The organism is Allobosea sp. GW823-FHT02B03 (assembly GCF_058797755.1).
This window is the reverse complement of the sequence record NZ_JBXAJY010000003.1, coordinates 663,926-678,102: the sequence shown is the minus strand read 5'-3', so window position 1 is coordinate 678,102 and position 14,177 is coordinate 663,926. Positions and strand designations below refer to the sequence as shown.

At 67.6% G+C, this 14,177-nt stretch carries 10 protein-coding genes; 4 read left to right on the top strand and 6 right to left on the bottom strand.

From position 1 onward, the window contains the following. Window positions 1–64: 64 nt before the first annotated feature. On the bottom strand, window positions 65–697 hold the full coding sequence (locus AC1REK_RS12770) for a MarC family protein (protein WP_066469724.1): 633 nt from the start codon (window positions 695–697) through the stop codon (window positions 65–67). A gap of 212 nt (window positions 698–909) precedes the next feature. Here AC1REK_RS12770 and gyrA point away from each other — a divergent pair, with 212 nt between their 5' ends. Beyond that, window positions 910–3,708, top strand: a complete 2,799-nt coding sequence (gene gyrA / locus AC1REK_RS12765) for a DNA gyrase subunit A (RefSeq protein ID WP_492267753.1) — start codon at window positions 910–912, stop codon at window positions 3,706–3,708. Between the two features lie 335 nt (window positions 3,709–4,043). On the opposite strand, the gene AC1REK_RS12760 is transcribed toward gyrA, so the two are convergent. The 3 genes from AC1REK_RS12760 to AC1REK_RS12750 form a co-directional block, all read right to left on the bottom strand. Further along, entirely contained in the window at window positions 4,044–5,783 is a 1,740-nt protein-coding gene (locus tag AC1REK_RS12760; RefSeq protein WP_492267754.1) for an AsmA family protein, read from the bottom strand. Window positions 5,784–5,931: 148 nt separating this feature from the next. Continuing rightward, window positions 5,932–7,626 (bottom strand): ABC transporter permease, encoded by a 1,695-nt coding sequence (locus AC1REK_RS12755; protein WP_492267755.1) that lies wholly within the window; start codon window positions 7,624–7,626, stop codon window positions 5,932–5,934. Beyond that, window positions 7,623–8,636, bottom strand: coding sequence for an extracellular solute-binding protein (locus tag AC1REK_RS12750; protein ID WP_492267756.1), 1,014 nt, complete (start codon window positions 8,634–8,636; stop codon window positions 7,623–7,625). Before AC1REK_RS12750 ends, AC1REK_RS12755 begins: the two co-directional genes overlap by 4 nt. A 530-nt stretch (window positions 8,637–9,166) precedes the next feature. Here AC1REK_RS12750 and ilvD point away from each other — a divergent pair. Then, a complete protein-coding gene (gene ilvD, locus AC1REK_RS12745) occupies window positions 9,167–10,897 on the top strand; it encodes a dihydroxy-acid dehydratase (protein WP_492267757.1) in 1,731 nt (576 codons plus the stop codon). Further along, window positions 10,884–11,843: a tetratricopeptide repeat protein gene (locus tag AC1REK_RS12740; protein ID WP_316020106.1), complete on the top strand. Its 960-nt coding sequence runs from the start codon at window positions 10,884–10,886 to the stop codon at window positions 11,841–11,843. The genes ilvD and AC1REK_RS12740 overlap by 14 nt, the downstream gene beginning before the upstream one ends. Before the next feature lie 163 nt (window positions 11,844–12,006). Here AC1REK_RS12740 and xth read toward each other — a convergent pair whose 3' ends face one another. Next, complete coding sequence (gene xth, locus AC1REK_RS12735) at window positions 12,007–12,786, bottom strand: exodeoxyribonuclease III (protein ID WP_492267758.1); 780 nt, start codon at window positions 12,784–12,786, stop codon at window positions 12,007–12,009. Window positions 12,787–13,226: 440 nt separating this feature from the next. Between xth and AC1REK_RS12730 the strand changes: the two genes are divergently transcribed. Continuing rightward, window positions 13,227–13,382 carry a hypothetical protein gene (locus AC1REK_RS12730; protein WP_492267759.1) on the top strand — a complete coding sequence of 52 codons (156 nt, stop codon included), beginning with the start codon at window positions 13,227–13,229 and terminating at the stop codon, window positions 13,380–13,382. Between the two features lie 226 nt (window positions 13,383–13,608). Here the strand turns inward: AC1REK_RS12730 and AC1REK_RS12725 are convergent, their stop codons facing one another. Then, window positions 13,609–14,052 carry a BA14K family protein gene (locus AC1REK_RS12725; protein WP_327524643.1) on the bottom strand — a complete coding sequence of 148 codons (444 nt, stop codon included), beginning with the start codon at window positions 14,050–14,052 and terminating at the stop codon, window positions 13,609–13,611. Window positions 14,053–14,177: the final 125 nt, after the last annotated feature.

The window sequence follows — 14,177 nt, the reverse complement described above, 5'->3', positions numbered from 1 at the left end:
TCAAGTCGAGTGAGCGGATTCACCACTCCTTAGCCCGCGGCCGTGCTGTCCCGCGTGGGGGCAGCTAGCCGCCGCCGACGACCGCGCGCACGCCGTCGATCACGAACTGCACGGCGAGCGCCGCGAGGATGACGCCGAGCAGGCGGGTCAGCACGACATTGCCGGTGACCCCGAGCAGGCGGGCGATCGGCACCGCCAGGAAGAAGACAGCGAGGCAGGAGAGGATGACGAGCCCGCAGATCACGGCGAGGGAGGTGAGCATCGCGACGTCGCCACCGGCGCGCCCGGCGAGCAGCATGACCGCTGTCAGAGCGCCGGGGCCGGCCATTAGCGGGATCGCCAGCGGGAAGGCGGCGACATTGCGGATATGGTCCTGGGTGATCGCCGTCTCGGCGGTCGCCTGCTTGCGCTCGTTGCGGCGCTCGAAGACCATCTCGAAGGAGATCCAGAACAGCAGCAGCCCGCCGGCGATGCGGAAGGCCGGCAGCGAGACGCCGAGCGCCTTCAGCACGAGGTCTCCGGCCAGCCCGAAGAAGGCCATGATGCAGAAGGCGATCAGGCAGGCGCGGATCGCGACCTGGCGGCGCTCGTCATTGGTCATGCCGCGGGTCAGCGACAGGAAGATCGGCGCGAGCCCCGGCGGGTCGAGCGTCACCAGCAGCGTGACGAGGGCGGAAGTGAGATATTCGACGAACATCCGGGGACCTTACGCATGGCGGCGCGCCGGCGTCACGCGCGAAACATGGCGAGATTGCGTCGGGGCTGCGGAACCGATTCAGGAACGGGCGGTAAAGTGCTGAAAAATCAGAGACTTATTTTCACTGAATTGTAGCGCGTTTTGCTGGCTTCGACGCGCGGAATCGGATAGCCAGAAAGCTGAAAAACTGGGTTGAATCGGGGCATTTTCCCTTGAGCGAAGACAACGACGACAAGCGCGACGACGGCCCGCAGTTCGGTGGCGACATCAAGCCGATCGCGATCACCGACGAGATGAAGAAGAGCTATCTCGATTACGCGATGAGCGTGATCGTGAGCCGCGCTCTGCCCGACGTCCGCGACGGCCTGAAGCCGGTGCACCGGCGCATCCTGTTCTCGATGCACGAGAACAAGAACCTGCCCGAGCGGCCCTACACCAAATGCGCCCGCATCGTCGGCGACACGATGGGTAAATACCATCCGCACGGCAACCTCGCGGTCTATGATGCGCTGGTGCGCATGGCGCAGGACTTCTCGCTGCGCCTGCCTTTGATCGACGGCCAGGGCAATTTCGGCTCGATGGACGGCGACAGCCCGGCGGCCGATCGTTACACCGAGGCGAGGCTCGACAAGGCGGCGATGCCGCTCCTCGAGGATCTCGACCTCGACACGGTCAACTTCCAGCCGAACTATGACGGCAAGGAGCACGAGCCGACCGTCCTGCCGGCGCGCTATCCGAACCTCCTGGTCAACGGCGCCGGCGGCATCGCCGTCGGCATGGCCACGAACATCCCGCCGCACAATCTCGGCGAGGTCATCGATGCCTGCATCGCGCTGATCGAGAACCCCGAGATCACGATCGACGAGCTGATCGAGATCGTGCCCGGCCCGGACTTCCCGACCGGCGCCTCGATCATGGGTCGCAGCGGCATCCATTCGGCCTATCACACCGGCCGCGGCTCGATCGTGATGCGCTCGAAGACGCATATCGAGGAGCTGCGCAAGGAGCGCGAGGCGATCGTCGTCACCGAGGTTCCCTATCAGGTGAACAAGGCCTCGATGGTCGAGAAGATCGCCGATCTCGTCCGCGAGAAGCGGATCGAGGGCATCTCGGACCTGCGCGACGAGTCGAGCCGCGAGGGCGTGCGCGTCGTCATCGAGATCAAGCGCGATGCCGTTGCCGATGTCGTGCTGAACCAGCTCTACCGCTTCACGCCGCTGCAGACCTCGTTCGGTGCCAACATGGTGGCGCTGAATGGCGGGCGGCCGGAGGTGCTGAACCTCCGCGACTTCATCTCGGCCTTCGTCGAGTTCCGCGAAGAGGTCGTCTCGCGGCGCACGCGCTACCTGCTCAACAAAGCGCGCGAGCGCGCCCATGTGCTCTGCGGTCTCGCCACCGCCGTCGCCAATATCGACGAGGTCATTCGCCTGATCCGCACGGCGCCGACGCCGTCGGCGGCGCATGAGGCCCTGATGGCGCGCGACTGGCCGGCCGACGACATCGCGCCGCTGATCGCGCTGGTCGACGACCCGCGCCATCCGATGAATGCGGACGGCACCTACCGGCTCTCCGATGCGCAGGCCAAGGCGATCCTCGAATTGCGCCTCGCCCGCCTCACAGCCCTCGGCCGCGACGAGATCGGCGACGAGCTGGAAAAGCTCGCCAAGGAGATCGCCGACTATCTCGACATCCTGCGCTCGCGCGCCCGCATCCAGGAGATCATCAAGACCGAGCTCTCCGAGGTGAAGGCCGCCTTCGCCACGCCGCGCCGGACCGAGATCATGGACTGGGGTTCCGATCTCGACGACGAGGACCTGATCGCTCGCGAGGACATGGTCGTCACCGTCAGCCATGCCGGCTACATCAAGCGCGTGCCGCTCTCGACCTACCGGGCGCAGAAGCGCGGCGGCAAGGGCCGCTCCGGCATGGCGACCAAGGACGAGGATTTCGTCACCCGGCTCTTCGTCGCCGACACGCATACGCCGATCATCTTCTTCTCCTCGCTGGGCCAGGCCTACAAGGAGAAGGTCTGGCGCCTGCCGCTCTCGGCGCCGAACGCGCGCGGCAAGTTCCTCAACAACATGCTGCCGCTCGACCAGGGCGAGCGCATCACCACGGTGATGCCGCTGCCGGAGGACGAGGAGAGCTGGAGCCGTCTCGACGTGATGTTCGCGACGAAGAGCGGCAATGTCCGCCGCAACAAGCTCTCCGACTTCGTCCAGGTCAACCGCAACGGTAAGATCGCGATGAAGCTCGACGAGGGCGATTCCATCGTCGACGTGCAGATCTGCTCCGAGCATGACGACGTCCTGCTGACGACGGCGGAAGGCCAGTGCATCCGCTTCGCCGTGCCGGAGGTCCGCGTCTTCAAGGGCCGCGACTCGACCGGCGTGCGCGGCATCAACCTCGCCAAGGGCGATGAGGTGATCTCGCTCGCGATCCTGCACCACCTCGATGCGACCGCCGACGAGCGCGCCGCCTATCTCAAGCTCGCTTCGGCGGCGCGGCGCGCCGTGACCGGCGATGGCGAGGAGGCGAGCGCTCCGGCCGCGGATTCGGAGGAGGCCGTCGGCGATATCGAGCTCGGCCAGGAGAAATACGCCGAGATGGGCGCTTCCGAGCAGTTCATCCTGACCGTGTCGGAAAAGGGCTACGGCAAGCGCACCTCGTCCTTCGAGTATCGGGTGACCGGTCGCGGCGGCAAGGGCATCGTCGCCATGGTGGTGAACGAGCGCAACGGCAAGCTGATCGCCTCCTTCCCGGTGGTCGAGTCCGACCAGATCATGCTGGTCACCGATGGCGGCCAGGTGATCCGCGTGCCGGTCGATGCCGGCCCTAATAACCGCATCCGTGTCGCCGGCCGCTCGACCCAGGGCGTCACCGTGTTCAACACCCATGGCGACGAGAAGGTCGTCTCGGTCGAGTGCATCGGCGATGCCGGCGAGGACAGCGGGGAAGGCGAAGCCGAGACCGAGGGCGGTGACGCCGGAGAGGCCGGCGGCGAGGCCTGAGCGGGCTGTCCCTGCCGAAGCTCGCAACCTTGATCGGGGCGCCGCTGCCTGGCCGGGTAGCGGCGCCCCTTTTCGTTCGGGTCTGACCGATGATTCCCTTGGCACTTGCCCCGGGGAGCCTGGCCGAGAATTCACTCAGCCCTCATCCTGCGGGACGGCCTTTCAGGCCTCCCCAGAATGACGGCACGATCTTTGTGTCAGGCACTCGGGACGCGGGCCGGAGATTTGGCGCAGCCTCTCAGGAGCACGCTGCGAGGCGTCCACTTCGCGCGAGCATGTTCCAGATCATTGGCTGGCGCGGCCCGGATGAACCACAGGCGGCACCGGAGCTTTGGCTAGCGGGTCGCGCCGGTCGGATGGATGGCGGCGGCGTCGAGCGTCGGCGTGAAGACAGCGTCGTTGAACGGCCCGCGGATCTCGAAGGGGGTGCGGGCCGTGCCGCTGGTCGCGCTCAGCACGCCGGCGAGTTCGAGCCAGCGCCGACCCAGATCGGCGCTGCCGGTCATCGACAGCGCATAGCCCGGGCCGGCCATCTGCGCCTCGGTGAGGGTCAGCACGCCGCGGTTGGCGAGCGCCGCGAACTGGGCGGTTTCAAAGGTGGTCCTGCCGCCGCGCCAGTCGCGCCCGAGAGGGGGCTTCTCGGCACGGCGCAGCAACTCGGCGAAATTCACGCCCTTGAACTCGCCCTGGCGCAGCGTCGCATTGGCGCGGCCGGTCATGGAGCCGACGACCTCCTCCAGACTGTCGCCGCTGCCGTCGAGCGCGATCTGCCCGGTGGCGAAGCCGGTCAGCCCGCCGAGCAGCTCGGGAAGGTCGGCGCCTGCCTGCCCGAGGTTGACGCGGTCGAGCCCGAACTGCAGCTTGACCTCGGCTCCGGCCGGAACGGCGGTGGCAAGAAGGCGGGCGCGGGCCGTGCCGCCATAGGCCGAGGCGCGCAGCACCGACGCTTCGAACCGGCCCTTGCGGACCATGAGCTGCGCCGCGAGCTCGCCGAGCCGGGTCGGGCCTAGGCGGGCGGCGTCGAGCGAGATGCGCAGATCGACATCGTGGGCGGTCCAGCTGTCGAATTCGAGAGGCGTCCCGCCGGCCTCGCCGGTCGTCGGCGGCTTCTGTTCGCCGCCCTGGCGGAGCAGCCGGGCGAGATCGAACTCGGCGCCGGCCAGCGTACCCGACAGGACCCTGCGAGCGCCGTCGCCATCGAGCTTCAGGACGCCCTCGAGCTGGTCGCCGTCGAGCTTGGCGATGACGCTGCTGAGCGAGATGTTGTCGCCGGCGAGCTGCGCCTCGGCCGTGAGCTCGACCTGCCGGACCAGGGTGGCGATGCGTGGACGCGGGCCGATCCAGGCGAGGGCATCGGGCAAGGAGCGCGTGTTGAATTCGACCTGGCCGGTGGTGACGCCCTGGGCGGCGGAGCGCATGCCGTTGAGGCGGAAGCTCATCAGGTTCGAGGAGAGCGCGAACGCGACCCGGGAGCGCTCACCGGTCACCGGCCAGAGCAGGTTCACCTTGGTGGCTTCGCCACGCCAGGTGAAGCTGCCGGCGAAGGCGATCGGCTCGTCCGCCTCACGATCGTCGACGACGAGATTGACGTCGCGCAGGGTGGTCAGGATCGTGTTGCCGGAGCGCGCCATCAGGCTGCCCGAATGGATCACGAGCCGCGTCTCGCCCTTCAGCCCGGCGAGATAGCCCAAGGGAGGTGCGACCCAGCTGGCGTAGCTGTCGAGCCCGCCGGGAACGGCGATGTCAATTTCGGGCCTGATCAGATCGACCCGGTCGAAATCGAGCTGGCCGCCGACCAGCGAGAGCAGGCGTGTGCGGGCCCGCAGCCGCAGGGCCGTCCCCGACAGCGTGCCATCGGGCGCGGAGAAGGTGATCTCGGACAGGCTGACGCGCGGCATCGGCAGGAAGGCGATCTCTGCCCGCTTCAGGGACGTGACCTTCAGGCCGACACGCTTCTCGATGCCGGCGACGACCTGTCGTTCGACCAGCGCCAGTGCCAGCCCCCAGGATTGCAGCCCGAGCACGAGCAGCAACGCGGCAACTGCCAGGCCGAGAATGGAAGCGCGTCGTGTCATGGGCCTCGGTCTGCGCCGCGGCTGCCGTTCGGGCCGCATTGCAAAGGGGTGATCGCAAGCGAATCAGCGCCAACAGGGCCGAAACGGCACTCGCGCGGCAAACGGTGTATTCCCCCCTCTCGCGAATGTCGAGTTTACAAGGCCGGATTCAACTGCCGGTGGCCAGTTTCTCGCCGTCGCCGGCGCGCGCCAGCATGATCGCCGGGTAGATCCCGATCAGCACGATGAGCAGCGCCGCCAGCGCGCCGTCCTCGAAGACGCCGCGCGAGGCGTGGCCATAGACCAGCGTCGCGAGCGTGTCGAAGTTGAGCGGCCGCAGCAGCAGGGTCATCGGCAATTCCTTCATGCAGTCGACGAAGACCAGCAGGGCGGCGGCGGCGACGGCGGGGCGGGCCAGCGGCCAGTGCAGCCGGCGCAGCAGCTCGCGGCGCCCGGCGCCGAGCGAGCGGGCGGCATCGTCGATGCGCGGCGAGATGCGCGCGAGGCCGCTCTGGGTGCCCGCCAGTGCGATCGACAGGAAGCGGACGAGATAGGCGATGATCAGCGCCGCGCCCGAGCCGAGCAGGATCAGGCCAGGGCTGACGCCAAAGGCGGCGCGGCTGGCATCGGCGATGACATTGTCGAAGGCGGCGAGGGGGACGAGAAGCCCGAGGGCCAGCACGGTGCCGGGCAGGGCGTAGCCGAGCGAGGCCACTCTTGCGACAGTCGGCAGCCAGGGCTCGCGCCCGAGCCTGACCGCCGCCGCGACGCCGAGGCCGACCGCGACGACGAGCGCGGTGGCGACGGCCGAGATCGCGAGTGTGTTGGCGAGCGAGCGCAGCATCGTCGCATCCAGCTGCGCGATGAGGTCGCGGCGCAGGAACTCGCCGAAGAGAAAGGCGAGGGGCAGGAGCGCCCCGAGCAGGACGGGAAGAGCGCAGGCGACCGTCGCCGCCAGGGCCCAGCTGCGCGGCAGCTTGCTGCGGCCGACCGGCCGAAGCCGCTTGACCGGCAGGGCGAAGCGGCGGGAGCCGCGGGTGCGGATTTCGGCGACGATCAGGCCGACCACGACCAGCAGCATCACGCAGGCGATCTGTGCCGCGCCGGGCAGCGAGGAGCGATTGAGCCAGGTGGTGTAGACCGAGAGGGTCAGCGAGCGGACGCCGAGATACTCGCTGGCACCGATGTCGTTGAGGGTCTCGAGCAGCGCAAGAGTCAGGCCGGCGACCAGCGCCGGGCGGGCCATCGGCAGGCCGACGCGCCGGAACAGCGTCCAGCGCGAGGCGCCGAGCGTCCGGGCTGACTCGACGATGGCGGCGCTCTGCATGCCGAACAGCGCCCGCACACTGAGATAGACGTAAGGATAGAGCACGAGGCCGAGGATCAGGATCGCGCCGGTGAGGTTGCGCGGATCGGGGAACCAGTAGTCGCGCAGCGTGCGCCAGCCGGTCAGCGCCCGCAGGGCGCTCTGCAGCGGTCCCTGGAAGCCGAGGATCTCGACATAGACATAGGCGGTTATGTAGGTCGGCATCGCCAGCGGCAGCACGAGCAGCCATTCCAGGCTCTGCCTGCCTGGGAAATCGTGCTGGGTCACCAGCCAGGCGGTGCCGACGCCGACGATACCGCAGAAGACGGCGACGCCTGCGAGCAGCAGCAGGGTGTCGCCGAGCGCAGCCGGCAGGACATTGGCGGTGAGATGCGGCCAGACCGCCAGAGCCTCGCGCGAGAGCGCGGTGAAGCCGAGCGAGAGGACCGGCAGGGCAACCAGCCCGGCCGCGAGCGCGGCGAGCCAGGCAAGACGCGTCGACGGCCGCCACGCGAGTGACGGCCGCCGGTCAAGGGCGCTGAGGGCACCCGAACTCAATTGTCGAAGCCGACCTTGTCGACCAGCTCGGAAGCGGCCTTGCGGTTCTTGGCGACGTCGCCGAGCGGGGTCGTGTCGGGGGTGAGCGCGCCGAGCAGCTTGACCGAGGCGGCTTCCTTCACGTCGGCGTTGACTGGGTACTCGAAATTGCCGTCGGCATAGAGATGCTGGGCCTTCTCGCCGAGCATGTACTCGACCAGCTTGACGGCGTTCTCCTTGTTCGGCGCGTTCTTGGCGATCGCCGCAGCCGAGACGTTCACATGCGTGCCGCCGCCGGCAAAGCTGCTCTTCAGCGGCTTGATCGCGTCGTACCAGCCCTTCTGCTCGTTCTTCGCCTGGCTCATCAGTCCGATGTAGTAGGTGTTGATCACGGCGATGTCGCACTGGCCGGACAGAATGTCACGCGCCACCTCGCGGTCGCCGCCGCCCGGCTTGCGCGCGGTATTGGCCTTGAGGGCCTTCAGGTACGCCTCGGTCTTCTCGGCACCGTTGCGGGCGAGATAGGCGGCGAAGAAGGCGTTGTTGTAGGGGTGCTGGCCGGCGCGAATGCAGAACTTGCCCTTCCACTTGGGATCGGCGAGCTCCTCATAGGTGATCGCATCCTGCTGCACCCGGTCCTTCGAGGCGACGACGATGCGGGCGCGCTGGGTCAGCGTGACCCAGTTGTTGCCGGGGCCGCGCAGCGCGGCGGGGACGGTCTTGTCGACGAGCGCCGACTGGATCGGCTGGGTGATGCCGGCATCGGCGGCCTCGTTGATCTGGCCGACATCGACCAGCAGCATCACGTCGGCGGGGCTGTTGGCGCCCTCGGCCTTGATGCGCTCCTGCAGGCCGTCCTTCAGGAAGACGGCGTTGACCTTGATGCCGGTGTCCTTGGTGAAGGCCTCGATCACCGGGTTGAGCAGGGCCGGTTCGCGCGTGGTGTAGAGATTGACGCTCTGTGCGAAAGCCGGGCCGGCGAGCAGGCAGGAGGTCAGCGCTGCGGCATAGAGGCGGGACTTTACGGACATTGCTCACTCCTGGAACGGTCCCCGAACGTCGTCGGGTGTCCGGTCGGGGTAGTCCGCGGCAGGCGCTTGGTCAAGGAAATATGCTTTGTAATCAATGAGTTATATCTATTCTAAAGTAATCTCTCTTTCTAGAAATTCTAAAGTACTTCGTTCTGCCGAGAGATGTCCTGCGCCGCAGTCCGGTTCTGGCACGTCAGGCCGCGCCCGCAGACGGTTTCCACAGTCTGGAGGCTGCCGGAAAATCCGTGCGTTTCCCTCCGGAATTTCGTGATATTTCTACAACAATTGTTCGGATTGCAGCGTGCCAAAAGCCGCCTGCCGCGATTGCCGCGAAGCCGCCACAAAGCGCTCTCAGCAAATGATCCCGTCAATTCGTCGCGTTAGGGAAGATTTGAGATTGATTTTCCGGATTTCCGGAAAGGATTTCATGCTTCCTGGAGGTGGCGAGGTGACGTTGCGCCCCGCGCTGGCCGCGTGGCACATCCAAGCCGCGCAGAAGGCGCGGTCTGGGGTCAGGAAGACAGAGTACGATGGACGGACGCGTTTTCGATAAGTCTAGGCTGCCCAGCCGACATGTGAGCGTCGGCCCGGCCCGCGCTCCGCACCGCTCCTATTATTACGCGATGGGGATGACCTCCCGGCAGATTGCGCAGCCCTTCGTCGGCGTCGCCTCCTGCTGGAACGAGGCTGCGCCCTGCAACATCGCGCTGATGCGCCAGGCCCAGGCCGTGAAGAAGGGCGTCGCCTCGGCGAGCGGTACGCCGCGCGAGTTCTGCACCATCACGGTGACCGACGGCATCGCCATGGGCCACCAGGGCATGAAGTCCTCGCTGGCTTCGCGCGAAGTGATCGCCGACTCGGTCGAGCTGACCATGCGCGGCCATTGCTATGACGCGCTCGTCGGGCTCGCCGGCTGCGACAAGTCCCTGCCCGGGATGATGATGGCGATGGTGCGGCTCAACGTGCCCTCGATCTTCATCTATGGCGGCTCGATCCTGCCCGGCAATTTCAAGGGCAAGCCGGTCACCATCCAGGACGTGTTCGAGGCGGTCGGCAAGCATTCGGTCGGCGCCATGTCGGACGAGGATCTGAAGGAACTGGAGGAGGTGGCTTGCCCGTCCTCCGGATCCTGCGGCGCGCAGTTCACCGCCAACACCATGGCGACGGTCGCGGAGGCGATCGGCCTGGCGCTGCCCTATAGCTGCGGCGCGCCGGCGCCCTACGATGTCCGCGACACCTTCTGCTACACCGCCGGCGAGATGGTGATGGAGCTGATCGCCCGGAACATCCGGCCGCGCGACATCGTCACCCGCAAGGCGCTCGAGAACGCGGCCATGGTCGTCGCGGCCTCCGGCGGCTCGACCAATGGCGCGCTGCACCTGCCGGCGATCGCGCATGAATGCGGCATCGACTTCGATCTCTTCGCCGTCGCCGAGATCTTCAAGAAGACCCCCTACATCGCCGACCTGAAGCCGGGCGGGAAATACGTCGCCAAGGACATGTTCGAGGTCGGCGGCATCCCGCTGCTGATGAAGACCCTGCTCGACCATGGCTACCTGCATGGCGACTGCATGACGGTCACCGGCCGCACCATCGCCGAGAACCTCGCCTCGGTGAAATGGAATGACGAGCAGGACGTGATCCGCCCGGCCAACAAGCCGCTTTCCGACAATGGCGGGGTCGTCGGCCTGGTCGGCAACCTCGCCCCCGAGGGCGCGATCGTGAAGATCGCCGGCATGCCGCCGGAGAGCCTCGTCTTCAGCGGCCCGGCGCGCTGCTTCGACTGCGAGGAGGACGCGTTCAAATGCGTCGCCAATCGCGAGTACAAGGTCGGTGACGTGCTGGTCATCCGCTATGAGGGGCCGAAGGGCGGCCCCGGCATGCGCGAGATGCTGGCGACCACCGCCGCCCTCTACGGCCAGGGCATGGGCGACAAGGTCGCGCTGATCACCGACGGGCGATTCTCCGGCGCGACGCGTGGTTTCTGCGTTGGCCATGTCGGTCCCGAGGCCGCCGTCGGCGGGCCGATCGGACTGATCCGCGACGGCGACATCATCGAGCTCGATGCCATCACAGGAAAGCTCGCAGTCCGCCTTTCTGATGCCGAACTTGAGGAGCGTCGTAAGGCCTGGAAGCCGCGCAGGACCGACTACAACTCCGGCGCGCTCTGGAAATACGCGCAGACCGTCGGCTCCGCCAAGGGAGGGGCCGTGACCCACCCGGGAGGGGCGGCCGAGACCCATTGCTATGCGGATATCTGAAACCATCCTCGCCGGGTTCCTGTTCACCCTGGGCTGCCAGTCGGTAGCCTGGGCACAGGAGGCGTCCGGCCAGTCGCGCGGGCTTCTACCGCCGCGGCCGATTCCCGGCATCGCCCTGCCGGAGCCGGAGGATGGCGCGGTCGGTGAACCTGCTCCGCTGGCCGGCGGCCGTGCCATCGCAGCGCCGCCAAGCGGGCCCGCCGCCCATACGGCCTTGCCGCTCGCGCCCTTCACCAGCGCCCGCGACGCGCTCAAGGCCTGGATGCGCGATTCCTCGGCCGGCGATCAGGTCGGGGCCGTGCGCGCCCTCGAATTCGCCGCCTCGCGCGGTCATCTCGCCGCGCAGTTCAAGCTTGGCCGTGTCTATGCCAGCGGCGACGGTGTTCCGGTCAACGATCTCAAGGCTTTCGAGTATTTCTCGAAGATTGCGGATGAGAACGCCGACCAGATTCCCGGCACCTCCGATGCGCGGATCGTCGCCAGTGCCTTCGTGGCGCTCGGGGGCTATTTCCTCGACGGCATCAAGGGCACCTATGTGAAGCCCAATGCCGACCGGGCCTTCGACATGTTCCACTACGCCGCCTCTTATTTCGGCGACCCGGACGGCCAGTACAATCTCGGCCGGCTCTACATGAACGGCACCGGCGCACAGCGCGACCCGCGCCAGGCGGCGCGCTGGATGAAGCTCGCCGCAGAGAAGGGCCACGCCCCGGCGCGGGCCGTCTTCGGCGACCTGCTGCTGCGTGGCGGCGATGGCGTTCCGCGCCATCCGATCCTCGGCCTGATGTGGCTGGCGCTGGCTCGCGAGGGGGCCGACGAGACCCGCGAGGGCTGGATCGTCGAGCGCTACGATGCCGCCTTCGCGGCCGCGAGCGCGGCCGACCGCACGGCGGCGCTGGCGCTGGTCGAGCGTCAGCAGGTTGCAGGCCGCGGCGCGCGGCGCTGACGGCCTGGCACTCACCGCGACTTAGCCAGTCCGCTTGGCGGGGCAGGGTAGTTTCCGCGCGCGGCGCTCCCTCATCTGCCACACGCTCAAGGGGATGATGGCATCGCCCTGCCGCTAGTGGCGGTCGATCAGATGCGCCCGCCGGGCAGACGGCTGACTGAGCTCAGTTCAGCTCGATCAGCACCGGGACGTGGTCGGAGGCCTTCTCCCAGCCGCGGACATGCTTGGCGATCGAGACGCCGGTAAGCCGGTCGGCTGCCTGCGGCGAGAGCAGCAGATGGTCGATGCGGATGCCGTTGTTCCGCTGCCAGGCGCCGGCCTGATAGTCCCAGAAGGTGTAGAGGCCGGGCGCATCGGTCGTCGCCCGCAGCGCCTCGGTGAAGCCGAGATTGACGAGCTTGCGGAAGGCGGTGCGGGTCGGCGGCAGGAAGAGCGCGTCGGAGACCCAGGCGGCAGGATCGCGGGCATCGCGCGGCTCGGGGATGACGTTGTAGTCGCCCGCAAGCACCAGAGGCTCCTCATGAGCGAGCAGGCCGCGCGCATGCCCCGCCAGCCGCTCCATCCAGGCGAGCTTGTACGGGTACTTCTCCGTGTTCGGCGGGTTGCCGTTCGGGAGATAGATCGAGGCGAGGCGGACGACGCCATCGCCATGCGGCAGGACGCCTTCGAGATAGCGCGCCTGCTCATCGCCGTCATCGCCGGGCAGGCCGCGGCGGACATCCTCGAGCTTGCTGCGCGAGAGGATGGCGACGCCGTTGAAGGCCTTCTGGCCATGGCTAGTCACCTGCCAGCCGGCCTCCTCGATCTCGGCGCGCGGGAAATCGCCATCGACGCATTTCAGCTCCTGCAGACAGAGCGCATCGGGCTCGGCCTCCTTCAGGAAGGCGAGCAGATGCTGAAGCCGCTGGCGGACCGAGTTGACGTTCCAGGTGGCGATACGCACGGGCTGAACTCCGGATTCTCTGGAGTGCACCATAAGGACCGGGGTGGGCGACAAGGCAAGTCAGGAGGCTCGGCGGGGGCGGTTGGCCGGCATCGCAGGCTCCGATCATGAGACGCCCGCCCACCGCCTGGCATGGCGCAACGATCCGATCCCGACCGGCTGAAACTGCTCTGTGACGGAGATCACGGTCATCGGGCCGGTTGAGGACCATGGTGAGGCCGGGTTCCTGCCCGCGATTCAATTGCATGGTGCCACGCCGACGCTGTTCTGCCCGTGATCCGTCCGCCAAGGCGGGCCGCGGCCAGGGAGTGCTGCGCCCTGCGGTGCCATTCTCGATCGCGGGTCGGCCCGTTCGCTCAGGCGCTGAAAACCCAGGTGGAGGAGTGTCCTCGATGGCCGAAACCAGATTGCCGAGGCCCATGCGCCTCATTGGAGCATGCGTGCTCGCCGCCGCAATGATCCTGATCGTCGCGCAGCATGCGTCGGCCCCATTGGGGGCGTTCCTGACGGCGACGACGGCGGAGACGATGTCGCCGCTCGACATCATGACGATACAGGACAAGCCGTTGCCGCCCGAGGAGTGGGATTCCTTCTGAAGCCGGGAGATCGGTGCCAGATCCACTGGAAGCTCGCACTGAAGGCCGACCGGTTTGAGATTGCCGGCTTGCGCAAGGAGGGGCCGACTGCGCCTCCCGGGCGACAGCTCCGGTGACCTCTGCCCAGGCATTCGGAGACGCGCTGTCCGTGGCGCGAACATCCTCCAGCAAAGAAAAAGGCCTCCCGTCGGGAGGCCTTGATGCGTCCTGAAGGCGGAGCCCGCGATTACGGGCAGGCGCGAACCACGCCGCCGCTGGCGATATAGGTGCCGGTCTCGGGGTCGTAGCTGCGGAAGCGGCGCGAGCAGTAGGCGATCGCGTCGGCATCCGGCGTGGCGTAGACCGGCCCGCGATAGGGCGGCGGGACCGGCTCGGCATAGACAGGCCCGGGCGCCAGCAACGCGCCGGCCGCCAGAGCGCCGATCGCGCCGGCCGCAATGCCGGCACCGACCGCTGCGCCGCGATTATAGCGATAGCCACCGTAGTACCCGCCGCGATAGCCATAGCGCGGGCCGTAATAGCGACGATACTGGACCGTCTCGACCAAGCCCTGGCCGCCGGCCGTAGCGACGGCTGCCGTCGCCGGAGCCAAGGGGGCGGCCGCCGCGGGAGCGGCAAGCGCGAAGGCACCCGCAACGGCGGCGGCAGCGATCATGGTGGTCCTGAACATCGAAAAACTCCTTTCCTCTCCAACGCGAGAGGAACGCTAACTGTTCCCCCAGAGGCAACCGCCGCAATCAGCCGCGGCGGCGCATGCGCGAAGCACTAAGAGACAAAAGCGGCGGAAATTCAACG

Excerpts from the sequence above, each read along its gene's own strand:
- AC1REK_RS12770 (WP_066469724.1), bottom strand. The coding sequence starts at position 697 with ATGTTCGTCGAATATCTCACTTCCGCCCTCGTCACGCTGCTGGTGACG.
- AC1REK_RS12760 (WP_492267754.1), bottom strand. The coding sequence starts at position 5,783 with ATGACACGACGCGCTTCCATTCTCGGCCTGGCAGTTGCCGCGTTGCTG.
- AC1REK_RS12750 (WP_492267756.1), bottom strand. The coding sequence starts at position 8,636 with ATGTCCGTAAAGTCCCGCCTCTATGCCGCAGCGCTGACCTCCTGCCTG.
- ilvD (WP_492267757.1), top strand. The coding sequence starts at position 9,167 with ATGGACGGACGCGTTTTCGATAAGTCTAGGCTGCCCAGCCGACATGTG.
- AC1REK_RS12740 (WP_316020106.1), top strand. The coding sequence starts at position 10,884 with ATGCGGATATCTGAAACCATCCTCGCCGGGTTCCTGTTCACCCTGGGC.
- AC1REK_RS12725 (WP_327524643.1), bottom strand. The coding sequence starts at position 14,052 with ATGTTCAGGACCACCATGATCGCTGCCGCCGCCGTTGCGGGTGCCTTC.